The organism is Limnohabitans sp. YIMB22184, assembly GCF_048020265.1.
Taxonomy (GTDB): Bacteria; Pseudomonadota; Gammaproteobacteria; order Burkholderiales; family Burkholderiaceae_C; genus Limnohabitans_A.
In genome coordinates this window covers 50,003-68,802 of the sequence record NZ_CP171843.1, presented here as the reverse complement: position 1 = coordinate 68,802, position 18,800 = coordinate 50,003, and the positions used below count along the sequence as shown (strand labels likewise).

The 18,800-nt window shown below is 62.0% G+C and carries 16 protein-coding genes; 7 read left to right on the top strand and 9 right to left on the bottom strand.

The window, feature by feature from the left end:
• Window positions 1-5: 5 nt before the first annotated feature.
• From ACHEXL_RS00320 to ACHEXL_RS00290, 7 genes are all read right to left on the bottom strand, one after another.
• Complete coding sequence (locus ACHEXL_RS00320) at window positions 6-998, bottom strand: Bug family tripartite tricarboxylate transporter substrate binding protein (RefSeq protein WP_416560099.1); 993 nt, start codon at window positions 996-998, stop codon at window positions 6-8.
• A 54-nt stretch (window positions 999-1,052) separates the two neighbouring features.
• Window positions 1,053-1,808 carry an SDR family NAD(P)-dependent oxidoreductase gene (locus ACHEXL_RS00315; protein ID WP_416560098.1) on the bottom strand — a complete coding sequence of 252 codons (756 nt, stop codon included), beginning with the start codon at window positions 1,806-1,808 and terminating at the stop codon, window positions 1,053-1,055.
• Window positions 1,809-1,916: 108 nt separating this feature from the next.
• The gene (locus ACHEXL_RS00310) at window positions 1,917-2,876 is read right to left on the bottom strand and encodes a LysR substrate-binding domain-containing protein (protein ID WP_416560097.1); all 960 of its coding nucleotides are present in this window, start codon (window positions 2,874-2,876) and stop codon (window positions 1,917-1,919) included.
• Between the two features lie 3 nt (window positions 2,877-2,879).
• Window positions 2,880-4,214, bottom strand: a complete 1,335-nt coding sequence (locus ACHEXL_RS00305; protein WP_416560096.1) for a DUF3422 family protein — start codon at window positions 4,212-4,214, stop codon at window positions 2,880-2,882.
• Between the two features lie 97 nt (window positions 4,215-4,311).
• Complete coding sequence (locus tag ACHEXL_RS00300) at window positions 4,312-5,313, bottom strand: C4-dicarboxylate ABC transporter (RefSeq protein ID WP_416560095.1); 1,002 nt, start codon at window positions 5,311-5,313, stop codon at window positions 4,312-4,314.
• 69 nt (window positions 5,314-5,382) lie between these two features.
• Complete coding sequence (gene ssb, locus ACHEXL_RS00295) at window positions 5,383-5,877, bottom strand: single-stranded DNA-binding protein (RefSeq protein ID WP_416560094.1); 495 nt, start codon at window positions 5,875-5,877, stop codon at window positions 5,383-5,385.
• Between the two features lie 67 nt (window positions 5,878-5,944).
• Window positions 5,945-7,132, bottom strand: a complete 1,188-nt coding sequence (locus tag ACHEXL_RS00290) for an MFS transporter (protein ID WP_416560093.1) — start codon at window positions 7,130-7,132, stop codon at window positions 5,945-5,947.
• A gap of 160 nt (window positions 7,133-7,292) precedes the next feature.
• On the opposite strand from ACHEXL_RS00290, the gene uvrA reads away from it, so the two are divergent.
• From uvrA to gdhA, 6 genes are all read left to right on the top strand, one after another.
• Entirely contained in the window at window positions 7,293-10,220 is a 2,928-nt protein-coding gene (uvrA, locus tag ACHEXL_RS00285; RefSeq protein ID WP_416560092.1) for an excinuclease ABC subunit UvrA, read from the top strand.
• Window positions 10,221-10,273: 53 nt separating this feature from the next.
• On the top strand, window positions 10,274-10,663 hold the full coding sequence (locus tag ACHEXL_RS00280; protein WP_416560091.1) for a glutaredoxin family protein: 390 nt from the start codon (window positions 10,274-10,276) through the stop codon (window positions 10,661-10,663).
• A 54-nt stretch (window positions 10,664-10,717) separates the two neighbouring features.
• On the top strand, window positions 10,718-11,329 hold the full coding sequence (locus ACHEXL_RS00275) for an inorganic triphosphatase (RefSeq protein ID WP_416560090.1): 612 nt from the start codon (window positions 10,718-10,720) through the stop codon (window positions 11,327-11,329).
• 102 nt (window positions 11,330-11,431) lie between these two features.
• The gene (locus ACHEXL_RS00270; RefSeq protein ID WP_416560089.1) at window positions 11,432-12,607 is read left to right on the top strand and encodes a serine hydrolase domain-containing protein; all 1,176 of its coding nucleotides are present in this window, start codon (window positions 11,432-11,434) and stop codon (window positions 12,605-12,607) included.
• A 26-nt stretch (window positions 12,608-12,633) separates the two neighbouring features.
• Complete coding sequence (locus tag ACHEXL_RS00265; protein WP_416560088.1) at window positions 12,634-14,256, top strand: long-chain-fatty-acid--CoA ligase; 1,623 nt, start codon at window positions 12,634-12,636, stop codon at window positions 14,254-14,256.
• A 269-nt stretch (window positions 14,257-14,525) separates the two neighbouring features.
• On the top strand, window positions 14,526-15,869 hold the full coding sequence (gdhA, locus tag ACHEXL_RS00260) for an NADP-specific glutamate dehydrogenase (protein WP_416560087.1): 1,344 nt from the start codon (window positions 14,526-14,528) through the stop codon (window positions 15,867-15,869).
• Between the two features lie 21 nt (window positions 15,870-15,890).
• On the opposite strand, the gene ACHEXL_RS00255 is transcribed toward gdhA, so the two are convergent.
• A complete protein-coding gene (locus ACHEXL_RS00255) occupies window positions 15,891-16,511 on the bottom strand; it encodes a glutathione S-transferase family protein (RefSeq protein WP_416560086.1) in 621 nt (206 codons plus the stop codon).
• Window positions 16,512-16,744: 233 nt separating this feature from the next.
• Between ACHEXL_RS00255 and ACHEXL_RS00250 the strand changes: the two genes are divergently transcribed.
• The gene (locus ACHEXL_RS00250; RefSeq protein WP_416560085.1) at window positions 16,745-17,923 is read left to right on the top strand and encodes an acyl-CoA dehydrogenase family protein; all 1,179 of its coding nucleotides are present in this window, start codon (window positions 16,745-16,747) and stop codon (window positions 17,921-17,923) included.
• A gap of 6 nt (window positions 17,924-17,929) precedes the next feature.
• On the opposite strand, the gene pyrF is transcribed toward ACHEXL_RS00250, so the two are convergent.
• Window positions 17,930-18,772 (bottom strand): orotidine-5'-phosphate decarboxylase, encoded by an 843-nt coding sequence (gene pyrF / locus ACHEXL_RS00245; RefSeq protein ID WP_416560084.1) that lies wholly within the window; start codon window positions 18,770-18,772, stop codon window positions 17,930-17,932.
• Window positions 18,773-18,800 lie beyond the last annotated feature (28 nt).

Sequence of the window (18,800 nt, the reverse complement as noted above, 5' to 3'; positions counted from 1 at the left end):
AATGCTCAATCAGGCTTGATACCTGCTCGTTTGACGATGTCGCTCCAGATGCGCTGCTCGTTCTTGATGAACGCCGCGTACTCACTGGAAGGCCCGCCCCCGCCCACCGCGTTATCGGTGGCAAAGCGCTCAGTCACCGCACTTGACTTAAGGGCTTTGAGCGACTCTTCCTGCAAGCGCTTGACGATCTCAGGCGGTGTGCCTGCGGGCACGTGGATGCCGTACCACTGCGAGGTTTCAAAGTCTTTGAAACCCAGCTCGGCCACAGTCGGCACATCGGGCATGGCTGCGATGCGCTGTTGCGTGCCCACAGCAATGGCGCGCAGCTTGCCGCTGCGGATGTGCGCCCCCAAGGCGGGCATGCCTGCAGAAGACGCGTGCGTGCGTCCGGCCAGCAAGTCGGTCAACTGTGGACCCGTACCGCGATAAGGGATGTGGGTGATGTACATGCCTGTGACCAGCTTGAGGTACTCCATGGCCAGATGGCCCGCACTGGCATTGCCCGCAGAGCCATAGTTGAGCTTGCCCGGATTGGCCTTGGCGTAGTCCACAAACTCCTTGAAGTTTTTGGCCGGCACGTCGGGATGAATCACAAAAACGTTGGGTACCTTGGCCAGCAAAGTGACCGGTACAAAATCCTTGTTCACATCGTAGGGCTGATTTTTCAACATGTAAGGGTTCACCGCCAAAGTGCCCACATGCGTGAGGATGATGGTGTGCCCATCAGGCGCAGCTTTGGCCACTTCTTGCATGGCGGTCACGCCCGCACCACCGGGTTTGTTTTCCACGTACACGCTTTGCCCGAGCTGCTTGGTCAGCTCAGCCGCCACCGAGCGAGCCACGATTTCACTGGTGCCACCTGGTGCAAACGGCACCACGAAACGAATGGCCTTGCTGGGCCACGGAGCACTTGGAGATTGCGCCCAAGTTGCCGATGTGCACAAAGCCAGCGCCGAAATGCCTGCGCCAATCGCCCAACGGCGAGACGGATTTTTCATGTTTGTCTCCTGTAATTTTTGAAAGGATTTGAATGTGCCAGACCAAGTGCGCTGTCAGAATTGGTATTTGCGCAGCCCGCCGTCCACCGGAATGACCGCCCCCGTGATGTAACTGGCCAAAGGCGATGCCAAAAACGTGACCAAGTTGGCCATGTCCTCCGGCTCGCCGTAACGACCCATGGGGATTTCGTTCTCGCACTGCCACTGACGGTATTCGGGGCTGTAGTTGCGAAAAATCTGCTCGGAATGGATGCGTCCGGGAGGCACGCAGTTCACCGTCACGCCATGCTTGCCGACCATGCGCGACAAGCCTTTGGCCCAGCTGTGAATGCCCGCCTTCGCACAAAAAGCGCCGTTGGTGTGCTCGGGCTCACTCTTGCCGGTGATGTTGATGATGCGGCCCCAGTTGCGCGCGATCATCTGGTCAATCAAGGCGTCGGCCACTTGGCGTGGGCGGTGAAAATTTAAGGTGATGGCCTCTTGCCAGGCTTCTTCGCTCACATGCAAGTCCTTGAAGCTGCGTGAACCGCCAGCGTTGTTCACCAAAATGTCCACACTGCCCAAACCCGCCAAAGCGGCATCGGCGAGGCGTTTGGCCGCGTCTTCGGCGTACAGGTCCGACTCGATGATCACGGGCGCATGACCGCCAGCGGCCACAATCTCCGCGGCCAACTCCTGGAGCTTGTCCACGCGCCGCGCCGACACCGCCACGCGCACGCCTTCGGCAGCCAACGCCTTGGCAATGCCACGACCGATGCCTACGCTGGCACCCGTGACCAGGGCGGTTTTGTTGTTGAGTTGCAAGTCCATGGGCGTCTCCTTTTGTGTGTGTAAAACATTCACTTTAGAGACGCCTGCGCAGGCCGTGCAGCCCCTTGAGGGCATGGGGCCATCACTTTTCGTGATGCCCGAAAACAGCTAAGCGACGGGGCTGATGGCCGAGCCCAGCCAAGCGCCACTTTGCACCAACGCCCGTGCGCAATCGGCCAGGACCACGCGGGTCGCCAAAGCGGCGGGCGAAAGTTCATCGTCGGACAAGCCGCACAGCAAATTCACTCGCTGCACTTGATGGTCAGTGATGCGGGCCATGTAAAGACTTTCGCGCTCTGGTCCCATGCGTGACACCGCCGCCCATGGCTGCAAAGTCCCACCCAAACCCGAATTGACCGCATCCATCAGCATGGCCAGAGAATCGACTTCAAGCGTCACTTGCGGCGTGACATTGGCCCGAGCAAATGCGGCGTTCAGTGTGCTGCGCAGACCATGCGGCCCAGTGGGCAAAATCAGGGGCTCATGCACCAAATCAGCCATGCACAAGTTTGACGGCGCCTTGGCTGAGCGCGTCGAGCGGGCCGCAATCAAAAAGATGTCCTCCTGGATCAAGGACCAAACGCTCCATCGACGAGCAGTCTGCAAGTGCTGGCTGGCACGAATGGGTGAGTCAAACAACACCGCCAAGTCGAGCTGCCGCGCATTGAGCATGGCCGACAAATGGCCCGACAGGCTCTCTACCATGTGAAGGCGAACATCCGGGTAGCGCTCGCGCATGGCGCACATCAAGGGCAACCCTAAAACCGCCGCCGTGGTGGGTGCCAGACCCACGCTCACCGTGCCCGTCAGTCGGGCCTGCTGGGCGGAGCGCACCGCTTGCTCAGCGTGCCGCAAAGTCAGCTGAGCCTCCCGAAAAAAGGCCACACCCGCTTCGGTGGGAGTCACACCTTGGGGGGTGCGCTGCAACAGGCGGGTGCTTAACTCCCCTTCCAGGCGCGTGATCTGCTGGCTCAGCGCCGACTGCACCAAATCCAGGTCGAGCGCCGCGCGGCTGATGCTGCCGACTTCAACCACCTTCACGAAATAGCGCAGCTGCCGCAACTCCATGACTCAAGGCTCCAGTTGGTGCAACTTTTTGTGAATGCGCTGCACGGCCTTCCAGACGCACCAAAAGACCACCGGAACCAAGAACCCCACCACCGTTTCCGGCTGAAACGGCATGCCCGCAGCTTTCAAAGCTTTGACCACATAGAGCAAAAGACTGACCACGTAATAAGAGATCGCCGCGATCGACAGGCCTTCCACCGTGCTTTGCAATCGCAGCTGCAAGGCTTGGCCTTTGGTGAGCTTTTCCAGCAGCACCTGGTTTTGGGCTTCGGTGGCGATGTCCACACGCGTGCGCAGCAAGGCGCTTGTGCGTGAGACCCGCTCGGCCAAAGAGGCCAGGCGTTTTTCTGTGGCCTGCACCGTGGCCATGGCCGGAGACAAGCGGCGTTGCATGAATTCGCCCAGGGTTTGGGTGCCCGAAATCGGCCGCTCGCGCAACTCGGCCAAGCGTTGACTGACGAGCGTGTCATACGCCCGCGTGGCCGAAAACCGGAAGCCATGCTCGGCCGTGGCCCGCTCGATGCGGGCGGCCAGGGACACCAGCAAGTCGAGCAAGGCTTGGTCGCTTTCGCCCTTGCTTTCGAGCAAACCGGTGATGTCGGCCAGCTGCGCCTCGGCAGCTGACAACATGGCCGACAAATTCTTGGCCACAGGCAAGCCGCGCAAGGCCATCAGCCGGTAGGTTTCCATCTCCAGCAGGCGCTGGGAAATGCGGCCGGCACGCGCTTCGGTGGTGCCATCGGGGGCCAGCACCAGCATGCGCTCAAAGCCATCGGCGCCGATGCGGAAATGGGTCAGGATGCACGAGTGCGGCAAGCCTTCGGTGGTGTTGCCCATGCGCGAGGCCAGCACTGCATCCGGGCCGAGCCAGGATTGGGCGGTGGCAATCAGGTCAGACTGGTCGATGTCGGCTTGCAACATGCCCAGATGAATGGCCGCCATGGTTTGCCCGGGTATGCCACGGACCCACTCGGTCCCGGCCACCACATGCGCGGCCAACTCGGGCTGCTCGGCACCCCACCCGGCATGCGCTGGCAAAGCCTGCACGATGGAGTAGCGTGTGAATTCGGTGTGTCGCTCCCATTTCACGGTGAAATGGTCGCATCTCAAGCGCAGAAAATTGCCTTGCAGACTCTCCAGACTCAAATCCGCGTGGCCCGGCAACAGGCGCAAATGTGCCCACTCCTGCTCTCGGGACACCCCGGCATTGAGCACCGCCACGTACACGATCAAGGCAGGCAAGCGCACCCGGGCCGAAGGGCGGGCGTGTACCTCGTTGTGCAGTTCACGCCGCAGGGCGTCTTCTTGGGGCAAAAACCGGGAAGTGATTTCGTTCATGCCTGCATTTTGACGACGTTATGGAAAACAGAACACCCCTTGGGTTCAGAAATGTCGCCTGACCCGAACGCAGCGCATCCCCGCCAAGCACGAGGACTCAGGGCTGTGCAGGCAACGGTACAGGGCTTTCGGCCACCAGCAGACGGCCGTGCCACAACCCATGAACCGTGGCCCACAACAAGGCCCCGATCACCCCCGAAGCACAAACCAGCCAGGCCATGGCCAAAACATGGGCCCAGCCTTGCAATGGGGCCAGGTGCAAAGACAAAGCCGCAGAAGCCGCCAAGGGAAAAGACATGGCCCAAAAAGGCATGCCAAAAGGCTGCTGCAGGCAGCGCTTGAGCACGGTCAGCGACACCAGCGTGAAAAACAAAGAGATGCCCCACAACAAGTGCAGCACCGTGTCAGGTGCGCCCAGCTGGTGCCCCGACAGAGCCAGCACCGAGGGCGGCGCCATGGTGATGAAGGTGGTAGGCAGCATGCGCGGGGGCCACAAGCCCACCATGCCGATGCGCACCAGAACAAGCACCAAGGCGATCGGCCACAAAAAAATCGCAACGCCGTACTGCGCGGCCGACCACACTGGGTGGCCCAGCGTCACGCCCGCCAGAGCAGGCAGCACGTTGCCCACCACCGGAATGAACAGCGCAGGAGTCATGCCGCGCCAAAAATCGTCAGCCTTCACGCCCGGTTGCAACCAGCGCCAGATGACCCCGACAGTGCCCAGCAACAAACCTGCTGCCCCCAGCATCCACAGCGCATCGGCCCACGGGCCGTAGCCGTGGTGCGCCACCCAGACCGTGGGCAGCAAGACCAAAGAGGACGGCAGCGCAGCCACAAACACATGACGCAAGGGGTGGCGTGCATCTTCCAGCACTGCGGCAGGAAAGTGCACCCAGCGCCACAGCTTGAGCCCGATCAGCGCCACAAAGACCAGGCCCGCCAACACGCCCACACCCAGCGACACCTGGGAAGCGACAGGCCCCCAGTGCGGCACAGCGCGAAACCATGCCAGCGACAGGCCGCACAGGCCCATGACCATGGCAAACCACGCAAAACCTAAATGTTGCACGGACGCAAAAGACACACGCTCTGTCATGTGGCGATTTTTTCCTATAAAAAAACCCGTGGTGCAGACCACGGGTTTTGGAAGCAAATGACGCGGTCCTCAGAACGGGATGTCGTCGTCCATGTCGTCAAAGCTGCTGGCGGCAGGCTTGGGTGCAGCGGCTGGGCGCTGCGCAGGCGCTGCGGCAGGACGTGCGGCGGGTGCCGACTGGCGCGGTGCATAGCCGCCACCGCCGTCATCGGACGGGCCGCCCATGCCCTGGCGACCACCGAGCATCTGCATGGTTTCACCCCGGATTTCGGTGGCAAATTTTTCGATGCCGTCTTTGTCGGTGTATTTGCGGGTGCGCAAGCTGCCTTCCACATAGACTTGCGAACCCTTTTTCAGGTACTGGCCTGCGATTTCGGCCAATTTGCCGAAAAAGCTGATGCGGTGCCACTCGGTGGCTTCTTTCATCTCGCCCGTGGCTTTGTCCTTGTAACGGTCGGTGGTGGCCACATTGATGTTGCTGACCGCATCACCCGAAGGCAAATAGCGGGTTTCAGGGTCGCGGCCCAGGTTGCCGACGATGATGACTTTGTTGACGGATGCCATGAAAACTCCTCGATGATGTTTGAATTATGGGGCCATTCCCCGGCGAGCCAGCCGCCAGGTGCCGCCCTCAGGCCGCTTGCCCAAGCGGCGCACTTCGGCCCGGGGTTTGCATAGGCCAGGCCACCAGCAACCACGCCAGCATGGCCACCCCGCAGCACAAAAACAGCGCCGGGCTGCCCCAGGACTTGACCAGCCAGCCGCCCGTGAGCCCACCGACAAAAAAGCCCAGCGACTGCAAGGTGTTGTAAACCCCCATGGCGGTGCCGCGCATGGCACGGGGAGCAATGCGCGAAGCCAAACTGGGTTGGGTGGCTTCCAGCGCATTGAAGCCACAGAAGAACACCAGCAGCAAGGCCGCCAAAGCCCCCAAGCTGGTGGTGCCCACCGATTGGAAGAACAGGCCAGCTTGCACCAGCACGATCAGGCCGATCGAGAGCAGGAACACCTTTTTCAGGTGCCCGCGGCGCTCCATGGCAAACACCGCGCCCAAAAACAAGAAAGACAGGAGCACGGCTGGCAAATACACCTGCCAGTGCTGTGCCGTCGGCAGCCCGGCTTGCACCAGCAAAGCCGGCACAGCCACCCACATGGCCAGCTGCACCGCGTGCAACACAAATACACCCACATTCAGGCGCATCAGGTCGGCATGGGCCAGCACCTCGCGCAACCGCCCCCGGCCCTGCCCGGTCACAGGCGCAGGCGCAGGGGGCGCCCCCCAGACGACCACGCCCACCCCCAGCAAAGCCAGCACACCCGTGAGCCAAAACAGGCCGGGCAAACCGATCCAGGCGGTGAGCAGGGGCGACACCACCAAGGACAGGGCGAACATCAAACCAATGCTGCCCCCCACCAAAGCCATGGCCTTGGTGCGCACCTCGTCGCGCGTCAGATCGGCCAGCAAGGCCGTGACCGCGGCCGACACCGCCCCTGCGCCCTGCAAGCTGCGTCCGACCAGCAAGCCCGTCAGGTCGGTGGCGGCGGCCGCCCAAAAGCTGCCCAAGGCGAAGACCAGCAAGCCCAGCACAATGACACGCTTGCGCCCAAAACGGTCCGAGGCCATGCCAAAGGGCAGTTGCAAAAGGCCCTGCGTCAGGCCATAAATGCCCATGGCCAAGCCCAGCCACACCGGGTCTTCGCCGCCGGGGTAGCGGCGGGCCTCCAGCGCAAAAACCGGCAACACCAAAAACAAACCCAGCATGCGCAGCGCAAAAATGCTGGCCAGCGAGGCGCTGGCGTGGCGCTCGGTGGGTGTCATGTCCAAAGAATCCAAAGCCATTGAATGCGAAGCGTCGGCCACAAAAAAATCCCGCCCATGGGCAAAGCCAAAAGCCGGATTGTCCCTGATTGACCACCCCGGGTGCCCAAAACCATATGGGCGGGGATAATCAAAGGTTTTGCTGATTTGGCCGCCCACCGTGAACCTTGTTGACCCTTCTCTCTTGCCTGACGAACCGCCAGAAGCGAAGTATCTGGCCTCGGCGCTGCGGCAAACCCACATCAGCGTGCGCGGGGCGCGCACCCACAACCTGAAAAACATCGATCTGGACATCCCGCGTAACCAGCTGGTGGTGATCACCGGGCTGTCGGGCTCGGGCAAGTCGAGCCTGGCTTTTGACACGCTGTACGCCGAAGGCCAGCGCCGTTATGTAGAAAGCCTGTCGGCCTATGCGCGGCAGTTCTTGCAGCTGATGGACAAACCCGATGTGGACCTGATCGAAGGCCTGTCTCCTGCAATTTCCATCGAGCAAAAGGCCACCAGCCACAACCCACGCTCCACCGTGGGCACTGTGACCGAGATCCACGACTACCTGCGCTTGCTGTACGCCCGCGCGGGTACGCCGTATTGCCCCGACCACAACTTGCCGCTGCAAGCGCAAACCGTAAGCCAGATGGTGGACACCGTGCTGGCCCTGCCCGAAGACACCAAGCTGATGATCGTGGCGCCCATTGCCCGCGAGAAAAAAGGCGAGTTTGAAAAAGTGTTTGAGCAGATGCAGGCGCTGGGCTATGTGCGCTTTCGCATCAACGGGCAGACGGTGGAGGTGGAAGACCTGCCCACGCTCAAGAAAACCGAGAAACACAACATCGACGTGGTGGTGGATCGCATCAAGATCCGCGCCGAGGAAGATGCCAAGGCCAGAGACGCCCTGCGCCAGCGCCTGGCCGAGAGCTTTGAGGCCGCGCTGCACCTGGCCGAGCACCGCGCCGTGGCGCTGGAGATGGACAGCGGCGTCGAGCACCTGTTCAACGCCAAGTTCTCTTGCCCGGTGTGCACCTACTCCATCAGCGAGTTGGAGCCGCGCTTGTTCTCCTTCAACTCGCCCATGGGCGCATGCCCCACTTGCGACGGCATTGGCAGCATGGCGTTTTTTGACCCAGAGCGGGTCGTCGCCTTCCCTAGCCTGAGCCTGGCCAGTGGGGCGATCAAGGGCTGGGACCGACGCAACGGCTTTTACTTCAGCATGCTCGAAAGCCTGGCCAAGCATTACCAGTTCGACATCGAAACGCCGTTTGAAAAACTCGCGCCCGCGCACCAACAGGTGTTGCTGTACGGCTCGGGCGACGAAGAGATCAAGTTCAGCTACGTGATGGAGTCCGGTGCCTCGCAGGGCAAAAAGGTCAGCAAGAAGCACCCGTTTGAAGGCATCATCCCCAACATGACGCGCCGCTACCGCGAGACCGACTCGGCCGTGGTGCGCGAAGACCTGGCGCGTTACCGCAACATGCAGGCCTGCACCGATTGCCACGGCACGCGTCTGCGGCGCGAAGCCCGCCATGTGCGCATTGGCGAAGGCGCACAAGCCCGCGCCATTTACGAAATCAGCCACATCACGCTGGGCGAATCACAACAGTATTTTCAGGGCCTGAAAATGCACGGTGCCAAGGCCGAAATTGCCGACAAGGTGGTGCGTGAGATCGCACTACGTCTGAAGTTTTTGAACGACGTGGGCCTCAATTATTTGAGCCTGGACCGCAGCGCCGACACCTTGTCGGGCGGCGAATCGCAGCGCATCCGCCTGGCCAGCCAGATCGGCTCGGGCCTCACGGGCGTGATGTATGTGCTGGACGAGCCCAGCATTGGCCTGCACCAGCGCGACAACGACCGACTGATCGGCACGCTGCAACACCTGCGCGACATCGGCAACAGCGTGCTGGTGGTCGAGCACGACGAAGACATGATCCGGGTGGCCGACCATGTGATCGACATGGGGCCGGGCGCGGGCGTGCACGGCGGGCGGGTGATGGCGCAGGGCACTTGCGCCGACATTTTGGCCGCACCCGATTCGGTCACCGGCCAGTACATGTCGGGTCGCAAGAAGATCGAGATCCCCAAACGCCACAAGGCAGGCAAGGACTTCATCGAGATCATTGGCGCATCGGGCAACAACCTGAAGAACGTGAATGTGAAGTTCCCTGTCGGGCTGCTCACTTGCGTGACCGGGGTGTCAGGCTCGGGCAAGTCGACATTGGTCAACGACACGCTGTACACCGCCGCGGCGCACCAGATCCACCGGGCACACGACGAGGCCGCCGCCCACGAAGAAATCAAAGGACTGGAGCACTTCGACAAGGTCATCAACGTCGACCAGTCGCCGATTGGCCGCACGCCTCGCAGCAACCCCGCCACTTATACGGGCCTGTTCACCCACATCCGCGAACTGATGGCCGAAGTGCCGGCTGCACGCGAGCGCGGCTACGGCCCGGGGCGCTTCAGCTTCAACGTGACCGGTGGCCGCTGCGAAGCCTGCCAGGGCGACGGCATGGTGAAAGTGGAGATGCACTTTTTGCCCGATGTGTATGTGCCTTGCGACGTGTGCCACGGCATGCGATACAACCGCGAAACGCTGGAAATTCAATACAAGGGCCAGAACATCGCGCAAATCCTGAACATGACGGTGGAAGCTGCGCACCAGTTCTTCAGCGCCGTGCCCAACATTGCACGCAAGCTGCAAACCCTGCTGGATGTGGGCCTGACCTACATCCGTCTGGGCCAAAGCGCCACCACCCTCTCGGGCGGCGAGGCGCAACGCGTCAAGCTCGCACTCGAACTCTCCAAACGCGACACGGGCCGCACGCTCTACATATTGGACGAACCCACCACCGGCCTGCACTTTGCCGACATCGATTTGCTGCTCAAAGTGCTGCACCAATTGCGCGATGCGGGCAACACCATCGTCATCATCGAGCACAACCTAGACGTGATCAAAACCGCCGACTGGCTGATCGACATGGGACCAGAGGGTGGCGCGGGCGGCGGCACAGTGCTGGGTGAAGGGACGCCGGAGCAGCTGGCCAAAAACAAGGCGAGCTTCACGGGCCACTACTTAGCACGTTTGCTGTGACACCGATGCACCGCCACATGCGTCATCCATTTTTTTGAATTTTTGAAACCCTCATGAAAACCTTGATCCGTGCTTTTTTCAAAACCCTGCGCATCGTGCTGGGCCCCGTCATGCTGCTCAAAGAGCGCCTGACCCAACCGACTGGCGTGCAACGTGCGCCCGCTGCCCAAGCTGCCATCGATAAGCAATGCCAAAGCTTGGCGCTCTACCAGTTCAGCACCTGCCCGTTTTGCATCAAGGTGCGCCAAGAAATGCGCCGCCTGTCGTTGCCGATTGAAAAGCGCGATGCACAGCACAACACGGCCAACCGTGAACACCTGCTGCAAGGCAGCGGCGCCACCAAAGTGCCTTGCCTGAAAATCACAGACGCCAACGGCCAAACCCGCTGGCTACAAGACTCGGACGCCATCGTGGCTTATTTGCGTGAACGCTTTCCAGCGTGATGCGCTTCCCACCGGATAATGGGGCATGACCCACTGCATATCCTGCACACACGCATGGAAACCGAACTCAAACTGGGTCTTTCAGAAGCTGACCTGCCGCGCCTATTGACCCACCCGCTGCTGGCGAGTGCGGGCAGCAAGCAGCACCTGCTCAACACCTATTTCGACACGCCGGAACTGGCCCTGCAGCAACGCCATATGGCGGTGCGCGAACGACTGGCAGGCGATCAGTGGCTGCTGACGGTGAAAACGGCTGGGCAAAGTGAGAACGGCTTGTCGCGCAGACAAGAATGGGAGGGCCCGACCACCCCGGGCGCTTTGGCCTTTGACGCGCTGGTCGACGACGCTGCGCTGGCCACCGACCTGATGGCGATGCGGCCGAGTTTGAAGGCGCTGTTTTGCACCAACTTTGAACGCCAGCGCTGGGTGGTCACGCACGCAGATGCCCAGATCGAAGTGGCACTGGACCAAGGCCGCATCCATGTGCCCGGTACCGACTTGAGCGAGCCCCTGCTGGAGCTGGAGCTTGAACTGCTCAGCGGCCCTGAGTCCGCCCTGATGACGCTGGCCGACGTGCTGCGCCAGACACTCCAAGGCCCATTGACGCTCACGCCCAGCGACACCAGCAAAGCGCAGCGTGGCATGGCGCTTTGGCGATGTGCTTGACCCCCAGGCCCAATGGGTGCACCTCACTGCCATGAGGTTGCTTTAGGTGATACCCCCTCGTCGGTCACTGGTGTACAAAACACCCTTCTTCTGGAGCATCCGATGACCCCACACCCCGCCTTACCCCGAGCCCACCCTGCTGACGTGGGCCTGTGCCCCGAGCGCACCCAGCGCCTGATGGACGTGCTGCGCCGCGAAGTGACCAGCGGCCGACTGCCGGGCGCGGTGGCCATGGTTGCTCGCAAAGGCCAAATCGCCTTGTTCGAGGCCGTGGGCCAGCAAGACCCTGCCACGGGCACCCCCATGCAGACCGACAGCATCTTCCGTATCTATTCGATGACCAAGCCGGTCGTGTCGGTGGCCGTGATGATGCTGGTCGAGCGCGGTCAGTTGCTGCTCTCCGACCCGGTCAGCCGGTGGTTGCCCGAATACGCCAAGCAGCAGGTAGCGACCGCCAACGGGCTCGAACCAGTCAAGCAAGAAGCCACGGTGCAAGACCTGCTGCGCCACACGGCGGGGCTGACCTATGAATTTTTGGGTACATCGCCCGTGCAGCAGCAATACGGCCAAGTGAAGATCGCTTCACGCGATCGGACCAACGCCGAGTTCTCGCAAACACTGGCGGCGCTGCCGCTGCAGTTTCAACCCGGCAGCGTGTGGGCCTACAGCCGCGCCACAGATGTGCTGGGGCGCTTGGTCGAAGTGGTCAGCGGCCAAGGCCTGGGCGCATTTTTGCAAGCCGAGATTTTTAGCCCGCTGGGCATGGTGGACACGGGCTTTGCCGTGCCACCCGAACAACAGCACCGCATTGCAGAGCCCTTTGCGCACGACCCTGATGGTGGCGTGCCCATGAAAGTACTGGAGCCACGTCAGGTGCCCGCCATGGAGGGCGGCGGCGGTGGCCTCATGTCCACGGCCATGGACTACACCCGCTTTTTGCAGTTCTTGCGCAACCGGGGCGAGCTGAACGGTGTGCGACTGCTCGGCCCGCACACAGTGGATTACATGACCGCCGACCACCTTGGCGGCATACCGTCGGATGGCACGCTACTGCCCCCGGGACACGGCTTTGGCCTCGGGTTTGCGGTGCGCACCCATTTGGGTCTGTCGCCTGTGCCGGGCTCGGTGGGCTTGTATTACTGGGGCGGCATCGCGGGCACCACCTTCTTTGTAGACCCAGCCCTGGACATGTACGCGATGCTGATGATCCAGGCACCCAACCAACGCGACTACTATCGCCCCTTGTTCCGCGACCTGGTGTACGCGGCCCTGATGTAAAAAATTCAAAACACTGGAGACAAGCTATGCCCCAACCCGGCCTCATGATGAACCGCCCCCTGCTCATTTCGGGCATCCTCGAACACGGCGCTGCGCAGTTCGGTGACCAAGAAATCGTTTCGCGCGAGACGCATGGCCCGCTGCACCGCTATACCTATGCCGACGCGGCCAAACGCTCGCGCCAGCTGGCCAACGCTTTCGCGGAAATGGGCCTCAAAGCAGGCAGCGCAGTCGGCTCCATCGCCTGGAACAACCACCGCCACCTGGAAGCGTATTACGCCATCTCGGGCAGTGGCATGGTCATGCACACCTGCAACCCGCGCCTGCATCCGCAACAGCTGATCTATGTGATCACCCATGCCGAAGACGAAGTGGTGCTGTTTGACGCCACCTTCGCACCGCTGGTCAAAGGCATTGCCGCGCATTGCCCCAAAGTGCGTGCTTGGGTCTGCCTGGCCGATACCGCCAACACGCCCGCCATCGAGGGCGTAGCGAATGTGATGAACTACGAGAGCCTGATCACCGGCCAGCCTGACAGCTTCAACTGGCCCGAGCTGGACGAGAACACCGGCGCAGCGCTTTGCTACACCTCGGGCACGACCGGCAACCCCAAGGGCGTGCTGTACACACACCGCGCCATCGTGATGAACGCCACCACCGCCTGCCTGCCCGATGTGCTGGGCTTGTCCACGCAAGAGACCATCTTGCCTGTGGTGCCCATGTTCCACATCAACGCCTGGTGCATCCCCTACGCCGCGCTGGTGTCAGGCACCAAGTTGGTCCTGCCCGGACCCAAGCTCGACGGCCCGAGCCTGTTTGAGTTGATGGAGGCGGAGCAGGTCACCATCAGCGCGGGCGTGCCCACCATCTGGATGGGCCTGATCCAGCATGCAGAACAAAACAATTTGCGCTTCACCAGCATGAAGCGCACCTGCGTGGGTGGCTCGGCGATGCCGATGGCGCTGATCGCCAAGTTCATGGACACCTATGACGTGGAAGTGCGCCACGGCTGGGGCATGACCGAAACCACCGCCGTGGCTACCATGAGCAACCTCAGCCGCGCCGACCGCCAAAAGCCCGCGGCCGAACAGCACGCCATCGTGGCCAAACAAGGCAAAACCGTCTCGGGCATCGAAATCAAGATCGTCGATGAAAACGGTGTCACCTTGCCCCGCGACGGCACATCGCAGGGCGAGCTGATGGTGCGCGGCCAGTGGATCGTGGAGCGCTACTACAAGGCCGAAAAAACCGCGTTGGTGGACGGCTGGTTCCCCACCGGTGACATCGCCACCATCGATGCGCACGGCACCATGCAAATCCGCGACCGCACCAAGGACGTGATCAAAACCGGTGGCGAGTGGATCAGCTCGATCGACCTGGAAAACGCGGCCATCGGTCACCCCGCCGTGGCGATGGCGGCGGTCATTGGCGTCAAGCACCCCAAGTGGGACGAGCGCCCGCTGCTGTTCATCGTGCGCAAGCCGGGGCAGACCCTTGAGAAGCAGGAGATTCTCGACTTCCTGGCCACCAAGGTGGCCAAGTGGTGGGTGCCTGACGATGTGGTGTTCCTCGAATCCCTGCCCGTGGGCGGCACCGGCAAGGTGCAAAAGAACGACCTGCGCAAGGAATACGGCGGCGTGTTCAGCTAAAGCGCGTCATGCCGGCCCGATCCGGCATCCATGGTTGAATAGGCATGGACCCCGGATCCAGTCCGGGGTGACCGCTGGGCGCAGGATCACATCCGTCCCTCAAACCTTGGCGTTGGGCCGCACGTTCACTCCAATGCACCGAATTGATGCAAGTCAATCCCTAAACTTGCCTGCATTTGCCCCAAAAAGGTGATTGATGCTCAAAAACAGGGATTTCAGTGTGGGAAAATTCATATTCACTTCACAAAACGCACTCAAACGGAGCATCCATGACAACAGGCAGCCTGGCCCAGTTTCTCGCCACGGTCAACGACCGCAACCCCGGCCAACCCGAATTCATGCAGGCGGTCACCGAGGTCATGGAAAGCCTCTGGCCCTTCATCGAGCAGCACCCCCATTACGCCGAACAAGCTTTGCTGGAGCGCCTGGTTGAACCCGAGCGCGTGGTCATGTTCCGCGTGTGCTGGGTGGACGACAAAGGTCGCGTGCAAGTCAACAAGGGCTACCGCATTCAGCACAGCATGGCCATTGGCCCCTACAAAGGCGGCCTGCGTTTTCACCCCTCGGTCAACCTGTCGGTGCTCAAGTTTTTGGCTTTCGAGCAAACCTTCAAGAACGCGCTGACCACCCTGCCCATGGGCGGCGGCAAGGGCGGCTCCGACTTCGACCCCAAAGGCAAGAGCAAAGGCGAAGTCATGCGCTTTTGCCAAGCCTTCGCCTCCGAGTTGTTCCGCCATGTTGGCCCCGACACCGATGTGCCAGCGGGTGACATCGGTGTAGGTGGCCGCGAAGTCGGCTTCATCGCCGGCATGTACAAAAAACTCTCGAACAGCGCCGCCAGCGTGTTCACTGGCAAGGGCCTGAGCTTTGGCGGCTCGCTCATCCGCCCCGAAGCCACTGGCTACGGCACCGTCTACTTTGCCGACGAAATGCTCAAGACCCGCGGCAAGAGTTTCAAAGGCCTGCGCGTGTCAGTGTCCGGCTCGGGCAACGTCGCGCAATACGCGGTCGAAAAAGCCATGGCCCTGGGTGCCAAGGTCGTGACCGTGTCCGATTCGAGTGGCACCGTGGTCGATGAAGACGGCTTCACCCCAGAAAAACTCGCCATCCTGATGAAGGTCAAAAACCACGACTATGGCCGCGTCAACGATTACGCCAAGCTGGTCGGCGCCCGCTTCGAAGCCGGCAAAACGCCTTGGCACGTCAAGGTCGATGTGGCCCTGCCCTGCGCCACCCAAAACGAACTGCATGAGAACGACGCCAAGACCCTGATCGCCAACGGCGTGGTCTGCGTGGCCGAAGGCGCCAACATGCCCTCGACCATCGAAGCGGCCAAGGCCTTCGAAGCCGCTGGCGTGCTGTACGCACCCGGCAAGGCCAGCAACGCCGGTGGCGTGGCCACCTCCGGTCTGGAGATGAGCCAGAACGCCCTGCGCCTGTCCTGGAGCCGCGAAGAAGTGGACGCCCGCCTGCTGGTCATCATGCAAAACATCCACGGCGCCTGCCTGAAGTATGGCAAGCGCAGCGACGGCAGCGTGAGCTACATCGACGGCGCGAACATCGCCGGTTTCGTGAAAGTGGCCGATGCGATGTTGGCCCAAGGCGTGGTCTAAAGCGTCTGCGTCCGTCTGCCCTCAGGCCTTGGCGCTCGGCCGCTCATTCATGCGGTCGCGCCAGGCCTGCAAGGCGCTCATGCCTTCGTCACCGGGCACGAACTTCATCAGGCCCCGCGCAAACTCCAGCGCACAAAACGCGGTGATGTCGGCGATGGTGAAGCGCTCACCCGCCATCCACGGCTGACTTTGCAGGCGCTGGTCAAAACCCCGCGCCACCCCCCGCACCTTCTCGGCCTGTGAACGGCCGAACTCGGGGAACTGCGGTTTCTCCAAAGCCGCCAAGCCCGGGTGGCTGTGGCGGATCGCATTCGCGATGCCGCCCAACAAATACAGCTCCACCTGCCGATCGGCCATCTCGATGAAGCCGCGTTCGTCACCGTCCATGCCCATCAGGTTGGGCTCGGGGTAACGGCCCTCCAGCAAGGTGCAAATGGCCCGCGTCTCGGTGATCACGCGGCCATCGTCCAGCTCCAGCGCAGGCACTTTGGCCAGCGGGCTTTTGGCCAAATAGTCAGGCTGGCGGTGCTCGCCGCCGTTCAGGTCCAGGTTGACCATCTCGATGCCAGTGATGTTTTTCTCGACCAAAAACATCAGCACCCGGCGGGGGCTGGGGGCGCGGTGGGCGGTGTAGAGCTTCATGGGTTTCCTTTTTGGGGCAGGGGCATGTCCAAGTCTTGTGCCCATGCCCTGCAGACTAGCACCCGACTGATCTGACCCATGCCACGCAAATGACAGTCGCCAAAGACATCGAACGAAGACATCAAAAATAGACACCCGGGCGACACCCAGTCACAGGCCGGACAGGGTCTGGCCGTTGCAGGCTTTCCAATCGCCCCTAGAAACACGGATCAACCCTTTGAGAAACCGCGACCATGAACTTCGATATCCCACCGGACATTGCAGCCCTGCGCGAACGCACGCGGCAGTTCATTGCCGAACAGGTGATCCCGCTGGAAGGCGACCCGCGCCACAGCCTGCACGGCCCGTCCGAAGACCTGCGCCGGGAGCTGGTGGCCCGCGCACGCGCTGCGGGTTTGCTCACGCCCCACGCCTCTGTGGAGATGGGTGGGCTGGGGCTGAGCCACATCGCCAAAGCGGTGGTGTTTGAAGAAGCCGGTTATTCCAACCTGGGGCCTACCGCGCTCAACATCCACGCGCCCGACGAAGGCAACATCCACCTGATGGAAGAAGTGGCCACGCCCGCGCAAAAAGAGCGCTGGCTGCGCCCGCAGGTGGCGGGCCTCACGCGCTCGTGCTTTGCCATGACCGAACCCGAACCCGGCGCAGGCGCTGACCCGTCGATGCTCAAGACCACCGCCGTGCGCGACGGCAAGGACTACCTGATCAACGGTCGCAAATGGTTCATCACCGGGGCCGACGGCGCGGATTACGCCATCATCATGGCCCGCATGGAAGACGGCTCGGCCACCATGTTTTTGACCGACATGGACAAAGCCGAAATCCAGTTGGAACGCAGCATGGACGCCATGGACAACTGCTTCACGGGTGGCCACGGTGTGCTGCGCTTTGACAACTTGCGCGTGCCCGCCAGCGACGTGCTGGGCGAAGTGGGCCAGGGCTTTCGGTACGCCCAAGTGCGCTTGGCACCCGCTCGCCTGACGCACTGCATGCGCTGGCTGGGGCAGGCCCGCCGTGCGCACGACATCGCGCTCGATTACGCCAGCCGCCGCCACGCCTTTGGCAAACCGCTGGCCGAACACGAGGGCGTGGGCTTCATGCTGGCCGACAACGACATTGACCTGCACACCGCCCGCCTGCACATCTGGCACACCGCCTGGCTGCTCGACCAAGGCCAAAAAGGCGGCTTTGAATCAAGCCGCGCCAAAGTGGCCTGCTCCGAAGCCGAGTGGCGCGTGGTGGACCGCTGCGTGCAAATTCTGGGCGGCCAGGGCGTGACCGCCGAAACGCCGGTCATGCGCATCTTCATGGACATGCGCGCCTTCCGGGTCTATGACGGCCCGAGCGAAGTGCACCGCTGGAGCATGGCGCGCAAGCTGGTGTACAAAGCCCAGCAGGCGGCCAAGGCCTGAGGCTTTTCAGGTCTTGGCCGCTTCCAGCGTGTCCCGCGTCTGCATCGCGACTTTCCGCGCAGCCTGCTCGAAGTCGTCACCGCTCGATGCGTAGAGCACCGCGCGTGACGAATTGACGATGATGGACCCAGCGCTGCTGCCATCGGCAAGGGCCCGCCAGCCAGCTTTCACAGTGGCGACCGCGTCACCGCCTTGTGCACCCACGCCGGGGATCAAGAGGGGCACGGTGGGGGCGAGTTCGCGCACACGCTCGATTTCAGCCGGGTAGGTGGCGCCCACCACCAGGCCGAGTTGACCATTCAGGTTCCAGGGGCCTTGGGCCAGGCGGGCCACATGTTCGTACAGCCGGGGCTGGCCTTCGACCGACGCCAAGCGCTGGTTTTGCAAATCATCGCCACCGGGGTTGGAGGTGCGGCACAACAGGAATGCACCTTTGCCTTCGTACTTCAGGTAGGGTGCCACCGAGTCCCAGCCCATGAAGGGCGAGAGGGTCACAGCGTCGGCGCCGTAGCGCTCAAAGGCTTCTTTGGCGTATTGCTCGGCCGTGCTGCCGATGTCGCCGCGCTTGGCGTCCAAAATGATCGGCACATGCGGGGCCACGCGGCGCATGTGTTCCATCAGGCGCTCCAATTGGCCTTCAGCGCGGTGCGCGGCAAAGTAGGCAATTTGGGGTTTGAAGCTGCTGACCAGGTCGGCCGTGGCGTCCACGATGCGGGCGCAGAAGTCGTAGATCTTGTTGGCGTCGCCCTTCATGCCCGCAGGGAATTTGGTGGGTTCAGGGTCCAGGCCCACACAAAGCATGGAGCCGTTTTGGCGCTCGGCGGCGCGCAGCATGTCGAGGAAGGTCATGGGGGTGGATTGTACTTTTCCACCCCGT

Coding starts and splice junctions, on each gene's coding strand:
- gdhA (WP_416560087.1), top strand. CDS start 14,526: ATGACAACAGGCAGCCTGGCCCAGTTTCTCGCCACGGTCAACGACCGC.
- ACHEXL_RS00315 (WP_416560098.1), bottom strand. CDS start 1,808: ATGGACTTGCAACTCAACAACAAAACCGCCCTGGTCACGGGTGCCAGC.
- pyrF (WP_416560084.1), bottom strand. CDS start 18,772: ATGACCTTCCTCGACATGCTGCGCGCCGCCGAGCGCCAAAACGGCTCC.
- ACHEXL_RS00250 (WP_416560085.1), top strand. CDS start 16,745: ATGAACTTCGATATCCCACCGGACATTGCAGCCCTGCGCGAACGCACG.
- ACHEXL_RS00305 (WP_416560096.1), bottom strand. CDS start 4,214: ATGAACGAAATCACTTCCCGGTTTTTGCCCCAAGAAGACGCCCTGCGG.
- ACHEXL_RS00310 (WP_416560097.1), bottom strand. CDS start 2,876: ATGGAGTTGCGGCAGCTGCGCTATTTCGTGAAGGTGGTTGAAGTCGGC.
- ACHEXL_RS00255 (WP_416560086.1), bottom strand. CDS start 16,511: ATGAAGCTCTACACCGCCCACCGCGCCCCCAGCCCCCGCCGGGTGCTG.
- ACHEXL_RS00300 (WP_416560095.1), bottom strand. CDS start 5,313: ATGACAGAGCGTGTGTCTTTTGCGTCCGTGCAACATTTAGGTTTTGCG.
- ACHEXL_RS00275 (WP_416560090.1), top strand. CDS start 10,718: ATGGAAACCGAACTCAAACTGGGTCTTTCAGAAGCTGACCTGCCGCGC.
- ACHEXL_RS00270 (WP_416560089.1), top strand. CDS start 11,432: ATGACCCCACACCCCGCCTTACCCCGAGCCCACCCTGCTGACGTGGGC.
- ACHEXL_RS00290 (WP_416560093.1), bottom strand. CDS start 7,132: ATGACACCCACCGAGCGCCACGCCAGCGCCTCGCTGGCCAGCATTTTT.
- ACHEXL_RS00265 (WP_416560088.1), top strand. CDS start 12,634: ATGCCCCAACCCGGCCTCATGATGAACCGCCCCCTGCTCATTTCGGGC.
- ACHEXL_RS00320 (WP_416560099.1), bottom strand. CDS start 998: ATGAAAAATCCGTCTCGCCGTTGGGCGATTGGCGCAGGCATTTCGGCG.
- ACHEXL_RS00280 (WP_416560091.1), top strand. CDS start 10,274: ATGAAAACCTTGATCCGTGCTTTTTTCAAAACCCTGCGCATCGTGCTG.
- ssb (WP_416560094.1), bottom strand. CDS start 5,877: ATGGCATCCGTCAACAAAGTCATCATCGTCGGCAACCTGGGCCGCGAC.